This is a genomic window from Halarchaeum nitratireducens (genome assembly GCF_017874695.1).
GTDB lineage: Archaea > Halobacteriota > Halobacteria > Halobacteriales > Halobacteriaceae > Halarchaeum > Halarchaeum nitratireducens.
In genome coordinates this window covers 54,147-75,031 of the sequence record NZ_JAGIKY010000001.1, presented here as the reverse complement: position 1 = coordinate 75,031, position 20,885 = coordinate 54,147, and the positions used below count along the sequence as shown (strand labels likewise).

19 protein-coding genes are annotated in these 20,885 nt (G+C 65.6%); 5 read left to right on the top strand and 14 right to left on the bottom strand.

Annotation, left to right across the window (positions count from 1 at the left end; all coding sequences use genetic code 11):
* The first annotated feature begins 83 nt into the window (after window positions 1-83).
* Window positions 84-1,400 (top strand): phosphoribosylglycinamide synthetase C domain-containing protein, encoded by a 1,317-nt coding sequence (locus tag J2754_RS00385; protein ID WP_188877261.1) that lies wholly within the window; start codon window positions 84-86, stop codon window positions 1,398-1,400.
* A gap of 122 nt (window positions 1,401-1,522) precedes the next feature.
* Here the strand turns inward: J2754_RS00385 and J2754_RS00380 are convergent, their stop codons facing one another.
* From J2754_RS00380 to J2754_RS00355, 6 genes are all read right to left on the bottom strand, one after another.
* A complete protein-coding gene (locus J2754_RS00380; RefSeq protein ID WP_188877365.1) occupies window positions 1,523-2,758 on the bottom strand; it encodes an ABC transporter substrate-binding protein in 1,236 nt (411 codons plus the stop codon).
* A gap of 64 nt (window positions 2,759-2,822) precedes the next feature.
* Complete coding sequence (locus J2754_RS00375; protein ID WP_188877263.1) at window positions 2,823-3,788, bottom strand: branched-chain amino acid ABC transporter permease; 966 nt, start codon at window positions 3,786-3,788, stop codon at window positions 2,823-2,825.
* Window positions 3,785-4,672, bottom strand: a complete 888-nt coding sequence (locus J2754_RS00370; protein ID WP_188877264.1) for a branched-chain amino acid ABC transporter permease — start codon at window positions 4,670-4,672, stop codon at window positions 3,785-3,787. Before J2754_RS00370 ends, J2754_RS00375 begins: the two co-directional genes overlap by 4 nt.
* Window positions 4,673-4,858: 186 nt before the next feature.
* Window positions 4,859-5,569: an ABC transporter ATP-binding protein gene (locus J2754_RS00365; protein WP_211086372.1), complete on the bottom strand. Its 711-nt coding sequence runs from the start codon at window positions 5,567-5,569 to the stop codon at window positions 4,859-4,861.
* Complete coding sequence (locus J2754_RS00360; protein ID WP_188877267.1) at window positions 5,562-6,284, bottom strand: ABC transporter ATP-binding protein; 723 nt, start codon at window positions 6,282-6,284, stop codon at window positions 5,562-5,564. The genes J2754_RS00365 and J2754_RS00360 overlap by 8 nt, the downstream gene beginning before the upstream one ends.
* Window positions 6,285-6,571: 287 nt before the next feature.
* Window positions 6,572-8,137 carry a class I adenylate-forming enzyme family protein gene (locus tag J2754_RS00355; RefSeq protein WP_211086371.1) on the bottom strand — a complete coding sequence of 522 codons (1,566 nt, stop codon included), beginning with the start codon at window positions 8,135-8,137 and terminating at the stop codon, window positions 6,572-6,574.
* A gap of 188 nt (window positions 8,138-8,325) precedes the next feature.
* On the opposite strand from J2754_RS00355, the gene J2754_RS00350 reads away from it, so the two are divergent.
* Window positions 8,326-8,721 carry an acyl-CoA thioesterase gene (locus J2754_RS00350; protein WP_245332824.1) on the top strand — a complete coding sequence of 132 codons (396 nt, stop codon included), beginning with the start codon at window positions 8,326-8,328 and terminating at the stop codon, window positions 8,719-8,721.
* 318 nt (window positions 8,722-9,039) lie between these two features.
* Here the strand turns inward: J2754_RS00350 and J2754_RS00345 are convergent, their stop codons facing one another.
* Both J2754_RS00345 and J2754_RS00340 read right to left on the bottom strand, forming a co-directional pair.
* Window positions 9,040-9,822, bottom strand: coding sequence for an IclR family transcriptional regulator (locus tag J2754_RS00345; RefSeq protein ID WP_188877271.1), 783 nt, complete (start codon window positions 9,820-9,822; stop codon window positions 9,040-9,042).
* Window positions 9,823-9,954: 132 nt separating this feature from the next.
* On the bottom strand, window positions 9,955-10,890 hold the full coding sequence (locus J2754_RS00340) for a VOC family protein (RefSeq protein WP_188877272.1): 936 nt from the start codon (window positions 10,888-10,890) through the stop codon (window positions 9,955-9,957).
* Window positions 10,891-11,054: 164 nt separating this feature from the next.
* Between J2754_RS00340 and J2754_RS00335 the strand changes: the two genes are divergently transcribed.
* On the top strand, window positions 11,055-12,566 hold the full coding sequence (locus tag J2754_RS00335) for a phosphoenolpyruvate carboxykinase (ATP) (protein WP_188877273.1): 1,512 nt from the start codon (window positions 11,055-11,057) through the stop codon (window positions 12,564-12,566).
* A 3-nt stretch (window positions 12,567-12,569) separates the two neighbouring features.
* Here J2754_RS00335 and J2754_RS00330 read toward each other — a convergent pair whose 3' ends face one another.
* The 5 genes from J2754_RS00330 to J2754_RS00310 form a co-directional block, all read right to left on the bottom strand.
* Window positions 12,570-13,337 (bottom strand): class I SAM-dependent methyltransferase, encoded by a 768-nt coding sequence (locus J2754_RS00330; RefSeq protein ID WP_188877274.1) that lies wholly within the window; start codon window positions 13,335-13,337, stop codon window positions 12,570-12,572.
* A 60-nt stretch (window positions 13,338-13,397) separates the two neighbouring features.
* A complete protein-coding gene (locus tag J2754_RS00325) occupies window positions 13,398-14,180 on the bottom strand; it encodes an HpcH/HpaI aldolase family protein (RefSeq protein WP_188877275.1) in 783 nt (260 codons plus the stop codon).
* Between the two features lie 109 nt (window positions 14,181-14,289).
* Window positions 14,290-14,658: a VOC family protein gene (locus J2754_RS00320; RefSeq protein WP_188877277.1), complete on the bottom strand. Its 369-nt coding sequence runs from the start codon at window positions 14,656-14,658 to the stop codon at window positions 14,290-14,292.
* Between the two features lie 90 nt (window positions 14,659-14,748).
* A complete protein-coding gene (locus tag J2754_RS00315; RefSeq protein WP_188877278.1) occupies window positions 14,749-15,648 on the bottom strand; it encodes a tetrahydrofolate dehydrogenase/cyclohydrolase catalytic domain-containing protein in 900 nt (299 codons plus the stop codon).
* A gap of 231 nt (window positions 15,649-15,879) precedes the next feature.
* Window positions 15,880-17,202, bottom strand: a complete 1,323-nt coding sequence (locus tag J2754_RS00310) for an aminomethyl transferase family protein (protein WP_188877366.1) — start codon at window positions 17,200-17,202, stop codon at window positions 15,880-15,882.
* 565 nt (window positions 17,203-17,767) lie between these two features.
* Here J2754_RS00310 and J2754_RS00305 point away from each other — a divergent pair.
* Window positions 17,768-18,619 carry a methylenetetrahydrofolate reductase gene (locus J2754_RS00305; RefSeq protein WP_188877279.1) on the top strand — a complete coding sequence of 284 codons (852 nt, stop codon included), beginning with the start codon at window positions 17,768-17,770 and terminating at the stop codon, window positions 18,617-18,619.
* 138 nt (window positions 18,620-18,757) lie between these two features.
* Here the strand turns inward: J2754_RS00305 and J2754_RS00300 are convergent, their stop codons facing one another.
* Window positions 18,758-19,672, bottom strand: coding sequence for a formyltetrahydrofolate deformylase (locus tag J2754_RS00300; protein WP_211086369.1), 915 nt, complete (start codon window positions 19,670-19,672; stop codon window positions 18,758-18,760).
* 141 nt (window positions 19,673-19,813) lie between these two features.
* On the opposite strand from J2754_RS00300, the gene J2754_RS00295 reads away from it, so the two are divergent.
* Entirely contained in the window at window positions 19,814-20,767 is a 954-nt protein-coding gene (locus J2754_RS00295) for an NAD(P)-dependent oxidoreductase (protein WP_211086368.1), read from the top strand.
* The last annotated feature ends 118 nt before the right edge of the window (window positions 20,768-20,885 follow it).

The following is a 20,885-nucleotide window of genomic DNA, read 5'->3' as shown; positions in this document are numbered from 1 at the left end:
TCGGGGGCGATCGACGCGTCGCCGGTCGGCGGCCGGAGCGATCCGGCAGCAGTTTTTATCTCTCGTCGGCCAGAGACTAGAGTATGGAAGCGAAGAAATTCCTCTTCTGCTCGCTCGACGCAGCGCTCATCACGGACGTTGCGTGGCAGGTCCACCGGGAGGGCCACGACGTCAAGTACTACATCGAGGCGGAGAGCGATCAGGAGATCGGCGACGGGTTCGTCCCGAAGACGGAGGACTGGGAGGCCGAAGTGGAGTGGGCGGACGTCATCGTCTTCGACGACATCTGGGTCGGCTCCGACATCGGGACCGGCGCGCTCGCACAAGAACTCCGCGAGCAGGGGAAAGCAGTCGTCGGTGGCACTCCCAACACCGACCACCTAGAGGAGGATCGGGGCTACGCGATGGAGATCCTCGAAGCGCACGGCGTGAACACCGTCGAACACCACATCTTCGACGACTTCGACGAGGGAATCCGGCACGTCCGGGAGAACCCCGCACCCTACGTCATCAAGCCGCTCGGCGAGGTCCAGAACGTCAAGCGCCTCCTCTACGTCGGTGACGAGGACGACGGAAGCGACGTCGTCGACGTGCTCAAGGCGTACAAGAAAGCGTGGGGGCACCGGATGAAGGGGTTCCAACTCCAGCGGAAGGTCGAAGGCGTCGAAGTCGCCATCTGCGGCTTTTTCGACGGCGATCGGTTCATCGATCAGGTCAACTTCAACTTCGAGCACAAGAAGCTCTTCCCCGGAAACATCGGCCCGTCGACGGGGGAGATGGGGACGTCAATGTTCTGGGGCGGCCGGAACAGGCTCTTCGAGGAGACGCTGGGGAAGCTCGAAGGGTGGCTCGCTGAGGAGGGGTACGTCGGGAGTATCGACGTCAACTGTATCGTGAACGAGACGGGGATCTACCCCTTAGAGTTCACGCCGCGCTTCGGGTATCCAACGATCGCCCTACAGGAAGAGTCCTTCGAATCCCCGACGGGGCAGTTCTTCTACGATCTCGCGCACGGAAACGACCCGATCCTCGAAGTACACAACGGCTACCAGGTCGGTGTGCGCATCGTCCTCCCGCCGTTCCCGTTCGACGACGAGAAGACGTACGACGAGAGCTCGCGGAACGCTGCGGTCGTCTTCGACGACGACTCGCGCGACGGCGTCCACTTGGAGGACGCGAAGAACGTCGACGGACAGTGGCGCGTCGCCGGCGAGTCCGGCATGCCCCTCGTCGTCACCGGGAAGGGGGAGACGATGCGGCGGGCCCGCGAGCAGGCCTACGAGCGCATCGACCGGATCGTGATGCCGAACATGTACTACCGCGACGACATCGGCGAGCGCTGGACGGACGGTGACGGAGATCGCCTCCAAGCGTGGGGGTACCTCGGACCGCGATCGTAGACCGGGGATCCGTCGCGGCGAAGCGAAAAAAGCCGAAGAGCGGAAACGGCGGCGACGCGCGGCGAACGGGAGACGAACGACACGTCGTCCCGCGTGGCCCCGTCAGCGAGACGGCGCGCGGATCAGCACATGTTCGGCGGAATGACGTCGCTGTACTCCTCCATCGGGGTGAACTCGGTGTTCTGACGCGTCGCGCCGATGAAGTCGACCTCGATCTGGCCGTCGCTGGCGCGGAAGGTCGTGTCGCCGAAGACGGACTGCCAGTTCAGGCCGCCGAGGGCGTTGACGACGTCGTCCCCGTCGGTGCTCCCCGCCTGCTCCATCGCCTTGGCGAGCGCGCGCAGGGTCTCGAAGCCGCTCCCACAGGGCGCGTTCGGCAGGAGGCTCGTGCTGTCCGAGGGGTAGAGCTCCTTGAACGTCTGGTTGATCTCGCTGTCGCTCGTGGGGTTGTAGAAGGTCGTCCCGTACCAGCCGTCGGCGGCGCCGCCGACGGAGGCCTGAACGATCTGGTTGACCGGCTTCCCGGAGTTGAACATGAGGATCTTCTCCTCTTTGAGGTTGTAGTCCTGCGCCTGATTGATCAGCGTGATGGCGAGGCTGGCCGGCATGACGCCCGTGATGAGTTTGGCGTCGCTGTTGAGTAGCTCGGAGATGTACGAAGAGAGGTCCTGCGTCCCGAGGGGAGCCAGCGTCGTCCCGGTTACCTCCCCGCCCTCCTCGCTGAGGCGCTCGCGCAGCAGCGAGAGGTTGTTCTGCCCGAGGGAGTAGTCGGCGGCGAAGAAGTGCATCCGCTTCGGGTCGAAGTCCCGATCGATGTGGTCCGACAGATCGTTGATGAAGTCGACGCCGGCGCTGACGGCGTGCCGGTTGCTCGGCCAGATGAAGAAGGAGTAGTCCGAACAGTTGTCGCCTTCACGCGCTTCCGTGGCGGACGCCTGGGTCGGGAGGATCGGGATCTGCGCTTCGTTCTTGATGTACGGGACGACGGACGCCGTCGAGGAGCTAAGCGAGGGGCCGATGATCGCGTCGACGTCCTCCTGCGTGACGAGCGAGCGCGCGCCTTCGAGGGCGCCCGAGGGGGTGGACTGCGTGTCGCGGACGACGAGTTCGAAATCGGAGCCGAGGATCTGCCCACCGAGGTGTTCTTTCGCCATCTCCGTCCCGCGCCGGACCTCCTGTCCGGTCGTCGGCGTCGCGCCGCTCAGCGGGGCGAGGATACCGATTTTGGCACTGTCGTTACCGCCACCACCGCCGCCACCGCCGCCGCAGCCGGCGAGGGCGGTCGCGGCGGCCGTGGCTCCCGCGGCTTTGAGGAACCGACGCCGTCGCACCGAGCTCTGTTCATTATTATTAGCCATGGTGTGGGTTACGAGTCGTGCCCCGAGTTTATAACGCTTCTGTATCCGGGAAGGCGCGGGACGGCTACTCGCCGTCGCGCCAGCGCTGCAGCAGGCCGACGAGGCCGTCCGGGAGGACGAAGACGAAGACGATGAAGAGCGCGCCCAGGATCAACAGGTACCCCTCGGGGATCACCGTCCCGAGGTAGGACTCGAAGATCGTGAGGGCGAACGCGGCGACGAACGGCCCGAAGAAGGTACCGAGGCCACCGATGACGACCCAGATCGTGACCTCACCGGTCAGGCTGAAGGCCATGAGCGACGGCGAGGCGATCCCGACCGTCGCCACGTACATCGCGCCGGCGATGGAGGACACCGTGGCGGACATGACCCACGCGATGAGCTTCTCGCGGTCCGTGTCGTAGCCGAGGTACCGCATCCGGACCTCGTTCTGCCGCGTCGCGTGGAGGACGTCGCCGTAGTCCGACGAGAGGATCCAGTAGAGCAGCCCCGCGACGACGACGACGCCGAGGAGCGCGAAGTAGTAGTAGGGGACGGTCTGCGAGAGGTCGATCCCGAACACGGTCGGCGCGGTCAGGTAGCCGAGCCCGTTCGACCCGCCGGTGAGCCACGTCGTGGTGTAGGTGAAGTCGTGGACGAGGACGCCGAACGCGAGCGTGAACAGGACGAAGTAGACGAGTCCGATCCGGCGCTTGATCGGCCCGTAGCCGATCAGGAGCGCGATCACCGCCGCGAGGACGATCGCGGCCGGGAAGCCGAGCCAGAACGACGAGCCGTAGTCGACGACGAGTTTCGCCACCGAGTACGCGCCGATCCCGAAGAATGCCGCGGGAGCGAGCGTGAACAGCCCCACGTAACCGAGCGCGATGTCGACGGAGATGGCGAACAGCCCGAGGATGATCGCCTGCGTGGCGATGCTGAGGAGGTGCTGTTCGCTGACGAGCGGGAGGATCGCCAGGAGGACGACCGGAACGAGCAGCCACCGCCTCGTCTCCGTGAAGTAACGCCGGAGTTCGGCGACGGTGCTCATTCGAACACCTCCGGCTTCCCGAAGAAGCCACGTGGCTTGTACAGGATGAACACCATCGCGGCGACGAAGACGCCGAGGCGGACGTACGTCGGTTGGAGGAACAGCCAGCCGAACGCGGTGATCTGACCCACGATGAGGCTCACGAGCAGCGACCCTTTGAAACTCCCCATACCGCCGACGATGATGACGAGGAACGCGAGGATCATGTAGCTCATGCCCATGCCGGGCGAGACGGACGTCACGGGCCCCGTGAGGCCGCCGGCGAGTGCCGCGAGTGACGCCCCGATGACGAACGTCAGGGTGTAGACGTGTGCGGAGTCGACACCGAGGATCTCGGCCGTTTCGGGCTCCGTCGCGGTCGCGTGGATCTCCATTCCGAGGCGGGTGTACGAGAGCAGGGCGCCGATGCCGATGGCGACGACGGCGCCGACGAGGATGATGAGGAGGCGATGCTTCGGGTACGACGCGCCCATGACGCTCACCGAGCCGGGGAACGGCGCGGCGATCTGTCGGGCCTGATCACCGAACCGGAAGGAGAGGAGTTCCTCGATGACGACGTACATCCCGAACGTCCCTAAGAAACCGAGAAGCGGGCGCTCGTACACCCGGTGGAGGACGCTGCGTTCGAGGACGAGACCGAGGAGGGCGACCAGTACGACCGCGCCCGCGAGGCCCGCCCAGAAACTGCCGGTCGCGTCCGCGATCAGGAGCGTCCCGTAGCCCCCGAGCGCGACGAGGGCCCCGTGGGCGAAGTTGATGAGCCCGATGAGGCCGAAGATGAGGGTCAGGCCGCTCGCGACGAGGAAGATGATCATTCCTTGGCTGATGCCGTTCAACAGGTACGTGACGAACTCGCTCGACGTGAGGAGTGGTAGCTCGTACATTACGGCGTGGGTTGTGTGTCGTTGTCCATCAGTGGTTCACGAGGGGTGGAGCGACGAGCGTCCGTGTCCCGACGTCGCCGTCCGAGGTGGTTTCGATAGTCATTATCTTTCGTATTGGGGTAGAGGTGATGCCACACCATATTATGTCTTCTGTTAACTGCCGCGATAGCGGCGTGCGGCCGTCCCTCAGACCGTTAGGTATTCGTCCTGTAGCTCCTCGTCGTCGAGGAGCGCCGCGTCGCCCTCGGCGACGATGCGGCCCGTCTCGATCATGTAGCCGCGATCGATGAGCGGGAGCATCCGCGTGATGTTCTGCTCGACGATCAGCACCGCGCGGTCGTCGGTGACGAGGTCCTCGAGGATGTCGATGACGTCGTCGATGATCGTCGGCGCGAGCCCCTCCGTCGGTTCGTCGAGGAGGAGGAGGTCCGGGTCGGTGACGAGCGCGCGACCGATGGCGAGCATCTGTTGTTCGCCACCGCTCAGCGTTCCCCCGCGCTGCGACTGGCGCTCGCCGAGGCGTTCGAACTGCTCGAAGACCTCCGCCAAGCGCTCCTCGCGCGTCGCCTTGTCGATGTCACGGGGCGCGGCGAGTTCGAGGTTCTCGCGGACGGTCAGCGCCGGATAGATCTCGCGGTCCTCGGGGACGTACGCGATCTTGTCCCGGATGATGTCGTGGGTCTCCCACTCCGAGATGTCCTCGCCATCGTACACGATCCGGCCCGTCTTGCGGTCGATGCGGTTGACGATGCTGTCGAGCAGCGTCGTCTTCCCCATGCCGTTCCGGCCGAAGATGCCGACGACGTCGTTGTCGCCGACGTCGATGGAGACGTCGAAGAGGATCTGACTCTCGCCGTAGTAGGCGTTCAACTCCTCGACGGAGAGCAGGTCACTCACCGAGGTACACCTCCTTCACCGTCTCGTTAGCGACGACGTCGTCCGGCGACCCGGTGGTGAGGATGGAACCGTTGTGGAGGACGGTGATGCGATCGGAGAGCGCGCGCACGAGGTCGATGTCGTGTTCGATGACGAGCATCGTGTAGTCGCCGCGCATCTCCTCGAAGATCTGACGGACTTCCTCGGTCTCGGACTGGTTGAGTCCGGCCGCCGGTTCGTCGAAGAGGATCACCTCGGACTCCATGGCGAGCACCATGGCGATGTCGAGGAACCGTTGTTCGCCGTGCGAGAGGTTCTTCGCGACGGTGTCGAGTTCGCCGTCCAGGTGCGCGATCTCGGCGACCTCCTCGATCTCCTCGGTGTAGTCCTCCTGGGGGGTGAACGCGCTCAGGACCGTCCGCTTCGAGTCGCGCGCCGCGAGCCGGAGGTGCTTTCTAACCGTCATCTCCGGGAAGTACTGGACGACCTGGAAGGACCGACCGATCCCCATGTTGGCGATGGCCGTCGGCGATCGACCGGCGATGTTCTCCCCCTTGTACGTGATCGTTCCGCGCGTCGGGGAGAGCTCGCCGGTGATGAGGTTGATCGTCGTCGTCTTCCCCGCGCCGTTCGGACCGATGAGCCCGTGGATCTCGCCGGGTTCGAGTTCCAGATTCAAGTCCTCGACGGCGACGAGCGAACCGAACTCCTTGGTCAGCCCCTCAATAGAGAGCACGGTACCACCGACCCAGCGGGGAGCGTTCGTCCGCCCGCCGTCCCGGAGTGGCGGACGAAAGCATCTGTGTGAGCATCACTGGTCCGTCCATTATCTTTCGGGGAGGTTAATGCTTTCGGGGTACGTTCGCTCGTGACAATATAATAATAGTGCGTGATGGTGGACGGGCGGTCGATCGAGAGAGCGACCGGAGCGGCGGCCGACACCTCGACGATGCCGGCGGCCGGGGACGACGGCGGTCGCGCGAAACGAGTGGATACCGGAAGCAGGGGAGAGAGCGTCGGGCGCTACTCGCCGTCGCCGAGTTGCTTGGCGCTGAGGCGGTCGAGTTTTCCGGTGGCGGTGCGAGGGAGGGGCTCGTCGACGAAATGGTACGTTCGCGGGCGCTCCATCCGTGAAAGGTTGTCGCTGGCGATACACCAGTCGTCGAGGTCGTCGGCGGTGACGCTCGGGTCGGAGCGGTTGACGTAGGCGGTGACCTTCTCGCCGTACTCCTCGTCTGTGACGCCGACGATCGCCGCCTCCTCGACGCCGGGGTGTTCGTTGAGGCGCTCCTCGATGGGCGCGGGGTAGACCTTGATGCCCTTCGAGAGGATCATCAGGTCGCTGCGGCCCTCCAGATAGATGAAGCCGTCCTCGCTGCGGTAGCCGAGGTCGCCCGAGTACCACCAGCCGTCCTCGAAGGACTCATCCGTCTTCGGGGTGTCGCCCCACGCCCACACCGGTGCGTCGGGCGCGTTGATCACGAGCTCCCCGACTTCGCCCTGCGGGACGATGTCGTCGTACGACCCGCCCTCCTCGACGATGCGCAGGCGAACGCCCGGGACCGGTTTCCCGACGCTCTCCACGCGTTCCTCGTTCAGCTCCGCGTTCTGCATCACCGTCGAGAACGACTCCGTCGCCGCGTACATGTTCTTCACTTCGGAGCAGAGGTTCTCGCGGAGGTTGCGGAGCGTCGTGGCGTCCAGCACCTCGCCGGCGGATGTGATCGCTTCGAGCGAGGAGACGTCGTGCTCCGCCAGCGCGTCCGAGCGCAGGATCTCGCGCCACATCGTCGGGACGAGCATCCCCGTGGTGAGTTCGTGCGTCTCGATCATGTCGAGGTAGGTCTCGGCGTCCCAGTTGCTGAGGAAATGGGTCTCGGCGCCGGAGACGAGCGCGGGGAGCATCACCGAATACCACGCGGCGAACGACGGCGTGAACGTGTTCGGCTGACGCGACGAGCGATTCACCTCCGCGACATCGACCAGCGTGCTGCCGCGGAGGTAGAGGGCGCGGTGGGTGAAACACCAGCCCTTTGGCTGGCCGGTCGTGCCGGAGGTCCAGAGAACGGCGGCGAGGTCGTCCTCAGTGACGCGAATGTCGGGTTCGGCGGCGGACTGGCCCTCGACGAGGTCGGCCTTCGATTGCTCGTAGTCGGCCTGCGGCTCCGCGAGCGTGATGACGGCGGCGAGGTCGGTGGTGATCTTCTCGCGGACGCGCTCCTCGAAGAACTCGGCAGTGCGCTCGTCGACGACGAGCACGCGCGGGCGGAGTTCGTCGATGCAGTGTTGGACCGTGTTCGGCGACGCCCGGATGTGGAGGTTCGAGACCGTACACCCCGCCTTCAGCGCCCCGTTCCACAGCGAGACGTGCTCCAGGGAGTTCTGACACAACATCGCTACCCGGTCCCCCTGCGCGACGTACTCCCGGAGTCCGTTCGCCACCCGGTTGCTCTCCCGGTCGAACTTCTCCCACGTCATCGTCCGTCCTTCGACTCCGCTCCCGAACGCCGTCCCCTTCGGGTTGTTCTCCGCTGCCATGGCCGAGAGGTCGCTAATCGGGGGAACGTCGTGCTCGGACCCGTGTTGCATATAACGATAGATAATCCTGCGATTACTTATAGTTTGAGAGTTCGGATCAACGGGAGTATCGGCGCGTCTCGCCGTCAGCGTCCAGTCGCTCGGGCGAGACACTCCGTCGGCGACGCACGACCGAACTGGTGGGGAACGCCGGCGGCGGCACCGAAAGGGATTTGTGTATAACCGTCATCTTCCGGGTGATGTTCGAGCACAAATGGAAGTGTCACTGGGGGCAGGTCGATCCGGCAGGAATCGCGTACTACCCGCGTCTCGTCGACGCGATGCACGAGGCCGGTGAGGAGTTCATGGAGAGCATCGGGATCTCCTACATGGACGTCAACGAGTTCGACATGGACCTGCCGCTCGTGGCGATGGACATGGAGTTCCGGAAGCCGGTGTTCGTCGGCGACACGATCAGCATCGAGGTCGAACCGGACATCGGCACCAAGAGCCTCGGGTTCGACTTCACGGCGCGCCACGAGGACGGCGAGATCGCCTTCGAGGGCCACGAGCAACACGTCTGCGTCGACAAGAACAAACAAAGCATGGTCATCCCCGACAAGGTGCGCGATCCGCTCGAAGAAGCGATCGAGTAACGGTTCTGCGTCGTCGTACCGCGTGCGAACCGTCAGCCGGCCGTTTTCTCCCGTCTCTCGGAACCGTGCGCCCGCGTCGCCCCGCGTAGCCACAGCCCAGCGCGTCTCCCCGGCTCAGCCGCTCGTCCGCGCCCAGCACAGTATCCGATAGTATCGGATATTGCGTGACATCTCCCGGCGTATATTTACAAATATATTCTCGTAAAGAAGTGCGTCTTTGGGGAATCTAATCAACCGCGATCGGGCGACGGTCCACCGATTCCGCCGGTACGGACGTCGACGAGAGGGATTCGAGAGCGTCCGAAATGCTCCGAGAGATCAGGGCTCGCGGGGCGTCCCCGAACCGCCGTACTGATAGTTGATGGAGATGCGATTGACCGACTCCTCGATCTTCTGACGGAGTTCCTCCTGGTACGACTCGTTCTGTACGCGTCCCGAGGGGGCAACGATGTTCAACGCGCCGTGGAGTCGCTCGTCGATGAGGATCGGGACCGCGATCATGCCCATCCCGATCACCTGCTCGTCCCAGTCGACCGCGTAGCCCCGCTCCTTGATGCGTTCGCGCTCGGCCCAGAGCGCGTCGGGGTCGGTGACGGTCCGCTCCGTGCGCTCCGCCAGCGGCCCGTCGCGCAACAGCGCTTCGGCCTCGTCGTCCGGGAGGTACGCGAGGATGACCTTCCCGGACGCGTGGGTGTGGAGGGGCGTCATCGCGCCCGGATAGGTCCCGAGATTCAGCGCCTGGGGACCCTCCTCCTGGTGGAGGATCAGCCCCCGGCCGTCGTGTTCGATCGTGAGCCCGACGAGCTCGTTCGTGTCGTTCGCCACGCGCTTCATCTCCGGTTTCGCGGTCTGAAAGAGCCGATCGCGGTGCTTCATCCGCCCGGCCATCGTGTATATCCGAGGGCTGAGTCGGTACTCCCCGTCCTCCCGCGTCACGTAGCCGGTCTCGTGGAGCGTCCGGAGGTAGTCGTACATCGTGCTGCTGGGGAGGTCCATGCGCTTTGCGAGCTCGGTCGGGCCGGCCCCGTTCGTCTCTTGGAGGACATCGAGTACTTCGAACGCCCGCCGAATCGTCGTCAGCGAACGGGGATCATCGCTCATACCCGTAACTACCGTGACTGATGCCGATATATTTTCCGGAATATTCGGATGGTCGAAGTGGGGACCGGCTCACGGAAGGGAGGCGTCGCTACGCGGGTAGCGTGCGGAAAAACCGAAGGCGGCCGTCGGGTGTCAGTACTGGACGCGCTCCGTCGACTCGATCTGGCCGATCCACTGGCGATCCTCGAGGTCGCCCTCCTGCCACGCGATGGGCTCCCAGTTGGGGTCGAAGACGAGGTAGCCGCCGGCGTTGAACTCGATGCGGTGGCCGCTCTCCTCGTCGCGCGCGTAGAGGAACTTCCCGCGGGAGATGGAGTGCTGCCCGATCCCGTCCGTGGGGACGCCGCGCTCGTTCATCGCGTCGGCGGCGTCGAAGAGGTCGTCGGCGCTATCGACCTTGTAGGCGATGTGGTGGAGTCCCGGGGGCTGTTCCGCCTCGTCGTCGATGACCGCGGCCTCGATCTTGTTGCCGTTCGAGCTCACGAACGTCCCCCAGCGCGAGCCGTCCTCGCGGTCGTAGTACTCCTGGACCGTGAAGTCGAAGGTCTCCTGAAGCCACTCGGCACAGCCCGGCGCGTCGGCGTCCCAGATCTGGACGTGGTCGATCCGACGGGGGGCGACGGGGTTCGTTGTCGTCCGGGAGTACGTCTTGTTCTTCAGCTTCGAGCGCCGTTCCGCGGGCGGATCGGGCTTCTCCATCTCGTGGTAGAACTCGAAGAGGTGACCGTGCGGCGTCGAGAAGCGGATCGCCTCGCCCTGTCCCGCCTCCTCGCCGGCGTCGACCCACGTCACGTCGATGTCCTCCTCGGTTTCGAGCAGGTCCGCGTACGCTTCGAGGTCCTCGGGATTACGGGTCTGCCAGCCGATGTGAGCGACGCCGGCTCGCTCGGCCTCCGTCAGACTGACCGAGTGGTGATCGAACTCGTCGACCGCGCGGAGGTAGACCGTTCCGTCCTCCCGTTCGACCTCTTCGAATCCGACCGCGTCCACGAAGAACTCTAAGGACGCGTCGAGGTCAGCCGTTTCGAGCGCGACGTGCCCAATACGTGCTAGTTCTGGCTCGGACATACGTGAACATCATTCGTGACTCATCATTAAGCCTTCCGTACCACTGAGACTGAATGGGAATGAGAGCGCTCGGACGACCGGGCGCGGTGAGCGATACCGAGTACCGCGGCCGCTCGGAGCGATATATAACTATTTGTTGGTGGGGACACAACGGTCGGGTAGCAATGAGTAAGCAAGACGCCGTGCCGCCGGCAGCGGAGGCGCTACCCGATCCGGCCGACGCGGACAACGTCGTGTACGACCCCAGCGAAGAGCGGTTACGGGAGTTCTCCGCGCACCTGGAGACGACGACCGAGTTCGGCTCGCCCGCGTACGTCAGCGAGCAGCGCTCGCGCTCGTCTGGCCGGACGAAGAACGACGTCGACGACGAGTTCGGAAGCGAGGACTACGGCCGAATCAGAGACGCGATCGCGTACGCGCGCGAGCACGAGATGCTCTGTATCGACCGACAGGTGGGGCGTCACCCCGAGCACACGTACTGCTATCGGTACTACGTCCCGAAGGCGTACGGCCGCATCGCGCTCGCCGTTACCCGCCTCTTCGAGCCCGCGCCGGCCGACGCTGACCCCGACTTCCTCACCGTTCAGCTGCCGGACCACGACGAGCTCGCCATTCGCGCCGTTCCGGACGCCGGCGTCACCGCCGTACTCGGAAGCGACTACACGGGCGAGGCGAAGAAGGCGGCCCTCCGCCTCTTCATGTACCGCGCGAAGCGAGCCGGCGGGCTCGGCCTCCACGCGGGGAGCAAGCGCGTGACGGTCCGCGACGACGAGGGCGACCTCCGAACGGTCGGACAGGTCTTCCTCGGGCTCTCGGGCACCGGCAAGTCGACGCTCACCGCGCACGGCCTCGGCCTCGACGATCCCGAGGACGCCGTCATGGTACAGGACGACGTCTGCGCGCTCCTACCGAACGGAACCGTCGCCGGGAGCGAGGGCAACGGGCTGTACCTCAAGACGATCGGCCTCGACGCCGACGAGCAGCCCGAGGTGTACGACGCCGTCACGCACGAGTCCGCCGTCCTGGAGAACGTCGACATCGCCGAGGACGGGACGGTCGACTTCGACAGCGATCGATACACCAGCAACGGGCGCGCCACCGTGCTCCGCGAGCACCTCGACTCCGCGGCCGAGGAGATCGACCTCGAACGCGCACAGCAGGTGTTCTTCATCACCCGGAATCCGACGATGCCCCCCGTCGCGAAGCTCCCGGCGGACGCGGCCGCGGCCGCGTTCATGCTCGGTGAGTCGGTCCAGACGAGCGCGGGCGATCCGTCGAGCGCCGGGGAGGCCATCCGCGTGGTCGGGACGAACCCCTTCATCATCGGCTCCGAGGGCGAGGAGGGCAACCGCTTCCGCGACCTCGTCGACGACCTCGACGTCGAGTGTTACGTCCTCAACACCGGCTCCCTCGGGGACGGGGTGAAGTCCATCGGCGTCGAGGAGTCGACGACGATCCTCCGCGAGATCTCGCGCGGGCGCGTCGAATGGGACGACGCCGCCGAGCGCGGGTTCGCCGTTCCGACGTCCGTCCCCGGACTGGACGTAGACGAGTACGACGTCGCCGACTACGTGATGGACTACGATCGAAAGCGCCGAGAGCTCCGTGCGGAGCGCCGTGACTACCTCGAGGGCTTCGACGACCTCGACGAGAGTATCGTCGAGAACGTCTACTGACGCTCACTCGCGCGGCGTCGCGTCGAAGATCGCCTTCAGGTTCGCGAACGACTCGACCGTGCCGTCGCTCGTCTCGATTTCGAACAGCGCGCGGGCGTCCGCGTCGGCCTCTCGGAGGACGGTCTCGACGCGCTCGCGCGTCGCGCCGTCGAGCGATTGGGCGGCTGCCCACGCATCGAAGTCGAGCGTCTTCTTGAATCGCGCCGTCCGCTCGACCTCGAACCCCGCGGCGCGAAGCCACTCGCGCCACCGCTCGACGGTGTAGGACTCGACGTGACTCGGATCCCGGAGGCGCTCGACGCGGTTGAGGAAGGCGGCGAGGTCGGCGTCCGCGGGCGCGACGTTGTCCTCGATCACGAGGCGACCGTCCGCGGTGAGGACGCGCGCCGCCTCCGCGAGGAAGGCTTCGGGATCGGGGAAGTGGTGAGCGGCGATACGACACGTCACCGCGTCGACGCTGTCATCGGCGACCGGGAGACGTTCGGCGTCACCGACGACGCCAGCGACGCCGTCGAAGGCGTCGGTCGCGGTTCGCACCATCTCCGGAGACGCGTCGAGTCCGACGACATCCGGAACGCCTCGATCGGCGACCGCGCCCGCGGCGTGGCCGGCACCCGTGGCGACGTCGAGGGCGGTCGTCGCGTCGGCGCACCAGTCCGCCAGCGTTTCGAGGTCGCGGCCCTCCCCGTGAACGTCGCTCGCCAAGTAGGCGTCCGTCGCCGAGCCGAACGACGCCGCCGTCTCTCGTTTCTGATCCGTGTGGTCCGTCATTACCTCTCCTTCGTGCCGGAAGATGAAGAAGCGTCCCGTCTCGTGACGGGCGAGCGGGCGTTATCGGAGGTCGTCGATCCGATCGAGACGCTCGCTCAGGACGGACTTCGCGGAGGAGAGGTCGCCGCCCATCCGGATGATCTGGTGGCCGTCGTCGATGGCTTCGGCGACCGCCTCGGGCTCGTTCGCGATGCACCCCATCGGGACGCCGGCGTCGAGACACTGCCGTTGGATGTCGGCGATCTGGTCTCGGACCTCGGGGTGGGACTTCTCGTTCGGATGACCCATCTGCACGGAGAGGTCCGAGGGGCCGATGAACACGAAGCCGAGTTCCGGGACGTCGAGGATGTTTTCGAGGTCGTCGACGGCGGTCGTCTTCTCGATCATGACGCCGAGACAGACCTCCTCGTCCTCGGTCTCGACGTAGTCGTCCGCGCTCCCCCACGTCCGGGAGCGCCCGCTGGCGAGGCCGCGCTCGCCGGGTTCGCCGTCGTAGACGAAGCGCGTCGCCTTCGCGGCCCGGCGGACCTCCTCGGCGGAGTCGACGCGCGGGATGAAGACGTTGCGGACGCCCGCGTCGAGGACCTTCCGGATGAGCGCGGGGTCGGCGGAGGGGAGGCGAACGAAGAGTTCGGTGCCGCCGACCTCGGCGGCACGCGTCAGGTCCTCGAAGAGCGTGCTGTCGTACGGGCTCGGGCCCTGGTGTTCGAAGTCGAGCCAGACGAAGTCGATACCGAGGTCGCCGTACACCTCGATGACCGTCGGCGAGAACGTCACGGAGCGAGCCCCGAGGACGACTTCGCCGTTCTCGATGCGCTCGCGGAACGAGTTGTGTTGATCCATACCGTCTGGTCGTGCACGGCCTCCGAAGTTATAGATTCCGATAGATCGAACGAGTGGAGCGGGTGCTACGCGGCGGTCGCGCGATAAAAGACGGGTGGTCGTGGCGGCGTTACTCGTCGTCTTCGACCATCTGGAAGCGACGGCCGTCGGGGTCGCGGAAGTTCGTGATGGTGCGACCCGTGTGCTCGACGTAATAGGGATCGGAGACCTGATCGACGTTCTCGTCCTCCTTGAGCTTCTCCGTGATCGCCTCGATGTCGTCGACGGCGTAGGCGATGTGGTTGATGCCGGGGACTTCCTCGCCCTCGACCGTGTGGATCTCGAAGAGCGGGCCGTCGCCTTCCTCGGGCACCAGTTCGAAGGACTGGCCGTGGTGGGTCGTCTCCCGGTGCTCCTCGTAGCCGAGGGACTTCAGGAACTCCGCCATCTCTTCGGCGTCACTCGCCTCGATTTCGATGTGGTCGATATCTCCAAGCACGCGCGAGAGTTCGCTCGCACCGGTAGTAAGCGTTGTGGTGTGGGTGAAACGAGCGTCAGCGCCCGGCCGCGAGGCGCGTGGGAATCCGCCTCAGGCGTCCGGGAGGTCGACGTCGACGTCGTGCTGGAGGCCCGCCGCCTTCACGGTGTTGTAGAGCAGCATGGCGATGGTCATCGGGCCGACGCCGCCGGGAACGGGCGTGATGGCGTCCGCCTTCTCCTCGGCGCTCTCGAACTCGACGTCGCCGACGAGTTCGTACCCCTTGTCCGTGTCCGCATCGACGCGGTTGACGCCCACGTCGATGACGGTCGTCCCCTCGCTGAGCATCGAGCCGTCGATGAGTTCGGGAACGCCGACGGCCGCGACGACGATGTCGGCGCGGCGTGTCTTCTCCTCGAGATCCTGCGTTTTCGAGTGGCAGACGGTCACGGTGGCGTTCGCGTTCTCGCCGGACTGGACGAGGAGGTTCGCCAGCGGCTTGCCGACGATGTTGGATCGCCCGACGATGGTGACGTCCTTTCCGGTCGTGTCGACGCCCGCGGCGCCGAGGAGGATCTGGACGCCGTGGGGCGTACAGGGCTTGAAGCGCGCGTCGCCCGCGACGAGTCGCCCGACGTTCTCCGGGTGGAAGCCGTCGACGTCCTTCATCGGGTCGATGCGCTGGAGGACCTTGCGCTCGTCGACGTGATCGGGGACGGGCATCTGGACGAGGATCCCGTGGACCTCGGGGTCGTCGTTCAGCTCGTCGACCTTGTCGAGGAGTTCCTGCTCGGGGGCCTCGGGGTCGATCTCGACGTGCACGCTGTTGATGCCGATGTTCTCGCAGGCGCGCTGTTTCATCGAGACGTACGTCTCGCTCGCGCCGTCGTCGCTCATGAGCACGGTCGCGAGCCCCGGCGTCACGTCCTCGTCGGCGAGGGCGTCGACGTTCTCGCTCAGTTCGTCCTTGATACGATCGCTTACCGCGTTCCCGTCGATGATGTCAGCCATGTCTGAGTAGCACCTTGTTGTCGCCGCGAGCCCCGGACGACGCGTCGGATCGCCGAACCGATGGCGGCGAACGTGGCCTCGGGGTCGTTACGAGAACAGAGGACGCGCAGCGCACAAAATACCTTCGATGCGCTCGGGAAACGCGGGATGGGACAAAAGCCGCGCAGGGGGCCGCGAGTTACATGCACGCCCCCTCACGAGGAGGGGAACTCGCGGGTCGGGAGGGTGGTGTTACCGCTTGTCCTCGCCGTAGGGGGCGGGGTGGACGGTCGCGGAGATCTCGGTCTGCTCGTGGCGCTCGACGACCGGGTTGCCCTCGCCGCCGTCGGGCTCGCCCCAGACGATGGTGACCTCGGTCCCGGGCTCGGTGTACTCGGTGTCGAGGACCGCGAGGGAGAGGAACTTCCGCTCGTTGTAGACGTAGCTCTTGTCGGTAGAGACGCCGACGTGCTCGCCGTCGACGAGGACCTCGTCGTACGGGCAGGCCGCGTTACGCGGGTGCGGGAAGTTCATGTACTCGTTCGTCTCGCCCTCCTCGAAGAGGGAGCCGCGGACCTTCTGGAGGTCGTCGGCGTCCCATTCGAGCGTGACCTTCTCGCGCTCGGGGTTGTCGATTTCCTCTTCGAGAGCCTCGCGGCCGACGAAGTCGTTGTCGAAGCTGACGATGTGGTCGTAGCCGAGCTCGATGGGCGTGACGTAGTAGTCCGAGATGTCGTCGGAGTCGAAGCTCCCGCCGACGGAGAGGAGGCCGTCGCGGACGTCGAGCCACTCGCGATACTCCTCCATCTCGTCGCTGAAGATGGCGGGGACGACGAGCGGGAGCCACCCGAGGATGACGTTGGCCGTCTGGTAGCTCTCGGCACCGAGGCGGCGGATGTCGTAGTCCCCACCGGCTTCGAGGATCGCGGAGCGGATCTCCTCGCGCTCCTCGTAGGGACCCCAGAACTCGAACCCGGACTCGCCCGCCATGCCGTGGCGGAGGAGGTTCGTCTCCACGCCGTCGATCGTGATCGTCTCGAAGTTGAAGAAGCCGAGATCCGGGAGCGGGTCGTCGGCGGCCTCGCGCATGACCTCGACGGCGTCGGGACCCTGAACCTGGTAGCGGTAGTCGTTGGGGTCGTTCCCCGTCGCGGCGGGGCGCGGCTGGTACTCGTACTCGACGTCGTAGTCGCCGGTCTCGATGTTGTAGCGCAGCCAGTTGTGACCGGCCTGCGCACCGACGCTCAGGAGGTTGTTCTCCTCCTCGTGGAAAAGGATGGCGTCACCGAGGAAGTTCCCGTTGGGGTTGGCGACGACGAGCTGCTTCGCCTGACCGACCTCGTAGCCCTCGAAGTTGTTGACGGCGAAGTCCGAGAGGAACTCGACGGCGTCGGGACCCTTGATACGGAGGTCCGACATGTGGTAGGACTGGTCGGCGAAGGCGACGGATTCGGCCCAGGAGCGCTGCTCTTCGATCCAGTGCGTGTACTCGTCGGGGACCTCGGTGAACTTGCCGACGCCGAGGTTGCGCATCAGGTCGAGCGGGCTTCCGGCCGCTTCGACTGCCTCTTCCATGCTGTCGCTGAATGACCACTCTCTGCTCATGGTGAGTCGTAACTCATCAGTTGTGCCTGGTCTATATAATACTTTCGTGGTTCGATTCACCACACCGCTCAGAGGCGGACGTCGCGCGCGGGTCAAACAGTTCTGTCGCCCGGCGTCACCGACGCGGGCTCGACCGTCGGTGCCACGCGATCCGCCAGCGAATCTGTCCGATATGATCGGAAAATTTGAGAGGGTGAGCGTGTGAGCGGATCGCTCCCCGAGCAGGACACGCGTTCATTTACATCGATACTCGCGTAAAACGACGGTGTTCAGACGGCAGTTAAGACCGCGAGAGCGCGCGATTCGGTGGTGGGACTGGGCACAGCTCCGTGTACGTCCGAGATACGCGGAATTCGCGTGCTCCGTCTGTTCGAGCGCTCGGCGGTTCAGCGGCGATGTTGAGGGGAAGGCTTATAGTGCTGATCGCGCATAATGTAGGTGATGTACCGTGCGTACGTTCGACCGACTCGGCTGACAGCCGCCGCACGCGACGGTGGGCCGGCGGTGGGACGACCGCGGTAGACCGGAGACAATCATGGCACAAACCACATCGACGTCCCGCGACTCCACGACACTGCTCGCAGACCCGCGCTACGAACTGATGCCGTTCGATACGTTCGGCGATCAGATCGAACACCTCCCCGACGGGGCGACGGTCACGATCACCGCCTCACCACAGCTCGGTATCGAGCGGACGATCGAGGCCGCCGAGGAAGCGGCCGAGCAGGGCTTCGAGGTCGTCCCGCACGTCTCCGCGCGATACGTCCGCGGCGACGACCACCTCGCCGAGATCGCGGAACAGCTCACAGAGATCGGCGTCGACGACATCTTCGTCCCCGGGGGCGATCGCGAAGAGCCGATCGGTGACTATGAGTCCGCGTACGACCTCCTGCAGGGGCTCGAACGCATCGACTACGACTTCGAGGAGATCGGGATCACTGGCTACCCCGAGGGTCACGACTTCCTCTCGGACGAGACGCTCGCCGAGTCGATGGACAACAAGGCGCCGTACGCGACGTACATCGCCACGCAACTCTGCTTCGATCCGAACGCGGTGCTCGAGTGGATCGAGGAGATCCGGGCGCGCGGCGTCGACCTCCCCGTCGTCGTCGGGATCCCGGGCGTCATGAAGTACTCCCGCCTCCTCTCGATCTCGCGGAAGGTCGGCGTCGGCGACTCCATTCGCTTCCTCCAGAAGACGAACGGGATCCTCGGCTTCCTCCGCCAGTTCATCGGCTCGCGCGGGAACTACACGCCCGACGCGCTGATCGACGGACTCCAGCCGCACGCCGACGACCCCGAGTACAACATCCAGTCGCTCCACATCTACACCTTCAACCAGGTGCCGGACACGGAGTCGTGGCGGAAGAGTCGGCTGGGCGAGTAACGGCCGGGGCCGACTCGACGGTCGGCGTTCGGCGACCGGGTGAGTAACAGGGAGGATACCGTCTATCGGGGGTCTTCTGAGCGGACGTCTCCGCGACTTTTCCCCGCGAGCGAGAGCGCTCGGACGCGTCCGCGTCGCTCAGTTCCGGTCGGTCGGCTCGGACGGATTGAGCTCTCGGATCTCCATGGGAAGACCGAGATCGGCGTCCGCGTCGTCGACGTACGTTCGCCCGTCCGCGACTTCGAGCGCGCCCTGAACGTGGAGCCGGACGGCTTCGATGAGCGCGTCGGCCTCGAGCGGTTGGCCCTGCTCTTTGAGGTCCGCCTCCTCGGCGTCGTCCGGGACGTTGAACGCGCGCTGCGTGATGATCGGGCCCTGATCGAGATTCGGCGTGACGTAGTGGGCGGTGACGCCCGCGATCCGCGCGCCCCCGTTGACGGCCTGTCGGTAGGCGGCCGCGCCCGGGAACGCCGGAAGGAGGCTCGGATGCACGTTGATGATCCGGTTCTCGTAGTGGAAGACGAGTTCCGGGCTGATTATCTGGATGTAGCGCGCGAGGGCGACGACGTCGACGCCGTGCTCCTCGAGCAGGCGGAGGATTTCGCTCTCGTCGGGGTTCCCGTTCTCGTCGCCGACGTCGTAGAAGGGGACATCGTGTTCCTCGGCGATATCGGCGAGCGTCGAGTGGTTCCCGATGACGACCTCCACGTCGGCGTCGAGGGCACCGCTCTCGACCGCCTCGAACATCGCCTCGAGGCAGTGGCTCTCCTTCGTGACGAGGATACCGAGCGAGTCGCCGCCCTGATCCTCGGGGAAGCGGACGCGCAGATCGACGTCGAGATCGTCGCAAGCCGCCGCGAGGTCCGCCTCGAGGGCCGACTCGTCCGCGTCGGACGTGTCGGCGAGCGCTTTGACGCGGAACACGCCCTGTTCTTCCTGCTGGTCGAGTTCTTCGAGTTCGACGTCGTGCTCGAACAGCACGGACGTGACTCGGGTGAGTACCCCGGTATCGTCGTCACCGATAACGGTGACCTCGGTTAGGTTCGGATTCATCTGTGACACCAGCACGTGACCGTGCTCGCTGTGCATCCCGATTTATCCAACGGGTGCAAAAACCTATCGGTCAAACGTCGCGCTCGGGGGAGCCGTCGGCGCAATCGGCACGCACAAGTGACGCGCCCGAGATGCACGCCTATGCGAGCGATCGTCGACCAGGACATCACGCCGAGCGGACGACTGACGAACGCGCTCCCGTCGTCGTGGGACGTCAGAATCGGGATCGAGAAGGGCGGCGGCGCGCTCCTCGACGCCGTCGAGGGAGTCGAGGTCGTCTTCGTCACCTCGCGGATCCCGATGACGCGCGAGGTCATCGAACACGCCGAGGACCTCGAGATCATCGCCAAGCTCGGTACGGGCATCGATTCGGTCGACCTGGAGGCGGCCGCCGAGCACGGGATCACCGTGACGCACACGCCGGGACACAACGCGCTCTCGGTCGCCGAGCACGCGATCTGTCTCGCGCTGGCGAGCGCGCGGCGGCTACCGACGGCGCGCTCGATCATCGAACGCGACGAGTGGCGCGACGAGTACCCGCTGGGAACGCGCCTCTCGCAATCGACCGTCGGGATCGTCGGCTTCGGCGACGTCGGCAAGCGCGTCGCCTCGTTGCTCTCGGGGTTCAACGTCGAGCTGTACGCGAGCGATCCCTACGTGCCGAGCATCGACGCCGACTTCTCCGGGGCCGAGCTCACGTCGCTCGACGAGACGCTGGCCCACAGCGACTTCGTCATCGTCACCGCCGAGCTGACCGAGGAGACGACGGGTCTCATCGGCGCGGCGGAGCTCGAGGCGATGCGAGACAGCGCGATCCTCGTCAACACGGCCCGCGGTCCCGTGGTCGACGAGGCGGCGCTGCTCGACGCGCTCGACTCGGACGCGATCGCGGGCGCGGGCCTCGACGTGTACGAGACGGAGCCGCTCCCGAGCGACTCGCCGCTCCTCGACTTCGAGAACGTCGTCACGACGCCGCACGTCGCGGCGATGACGGAAGCGAGCCGGGAAGACACGATCGACCAGCTGACGGAGAACGTCCGGAACATCGTCGAGGGCGAGCGAGTGGCCGATCGGTACATCGCCACGTCGCCCTGAGGGCCCTCGCGACACGCGTCCGATAAAATCGGATGTTTTCGACTGTCCGGCGATCGTTCGGGAGATAAGCACACGCCTCCGGATCACGTTTACACGCATAACGTCGTAAATACCCGCG

Bases quoted from the DNA above. Each gene is read 5' to 3' on its own strand.
- J2754_RS00350 (WP_245332824.1), top strand. From the start codon at position 8,326: ATGTTCGAGCACAAATGGAAGTGTCACTGGGGGCAGGTCGATCCGGCA.
- J2754_RS00340 (WP_188877272.1), bottom strand. From the start codon at position 10,890: ATGTCCGAGCCAGAACTAGCACGTATTGGGCACGTCGCGCTCGAAACG.
- J2754_RS00330 (WP_188877274.1), bottom strand. From the start codon at position 13,337: ATGACGGACCACACGGATCAGAAACGAGAGACGGCGGCGTCGTTCGGC.
- J2754_RS00295 (WP_211086368.1), top strand. From the start codon at position 19,814: ATGCGAGCGATCGTCGACCAGGACATCACGCCGAGCGGACGACTGACG.
- J2754_RS00355 (WP_211086371.1), bottom strand. From the start codon at position 8,137: ATGCAACACGGGTCCGAGCACGACGTTCCCCCGATTAGCGACCTCTCG.
- J2754_RS00370 (WP_188877264.1), bottom strand. From the start codon at position 4,672: ATGTACGAGCTACCACTCCTCACGTCGAGCGAGTTCGTCACGTACCTG.
- J2754_RS00305 (WP_188877279.1), top strand. From the start codon at position 17,768: ATGGCACAAACCACATCGACGTCCCGCGACTCCACGACACTGCTCGCA.
- J2754_RS00385 (WP_188877261.1), top strand. From the start codon at position 84: ATGGAAGCGAAGAAATTCCTCTTCTGCTCGCTCGACGCAGCGCTCATC.
- J2754_RS00315 (WP_188877278.1), bottom strand. From the start codon at position 15,648: ATGGCTGACATCATCGACGGGAACGCGGTAAGCGATCGTATCAAGGAC.
- J2754_RS00335 (WP_188877273.1), top strand. From the start codon at position 11,055: ATGAGTAAGCAAGACGCCGTGCCGCCGGCAGCGGAGGCGCTACCCGAT.
- J2754_RS00380 (WP_188877365.1), bottom strand. From the start codon at position 2,758: ATGGCTAATAATAATGAACAGAGCTCGGTGCGACGGCGTCGGTTCCTC.
- J2754_RS00345 (WP_188877271.1), bottom strand. From the start codon at position 9,822: ATGAGCGATGATCCCCGTTCGCTGACGACGATTCGGCGGGCGTTCGAA.
- J2754_RS00310 (WP_188877366.1), bottom strand. From the start codon at position 17,202: ATGGAAGAGGCAGTCGAAGCGGCCGGAAGCCCGCTCGACCTGATGCGC.
- J2754_RS00375 (WP_188877263.1), bottom strand. From the start codon at position 3,788: ATGAGCACCGTCGCCGAACTCCGGCGTTACTTCACGGAGACGAGGCGG.
- J2754_RS00300 (WP_211086369.1), bottom strand. From the start codon at position 19,672: ATGAATCCGAACCTAACCGAGGTCACCGTTATCGGTGACGACGATACC.
- J2754_RS00325 (WP_188877275.1), bottom strand. From the start codon at position 14,180: ATGGATCAACACAACTCGTTCCGCGAGCGCATCGAGAACGGCGAAGTC.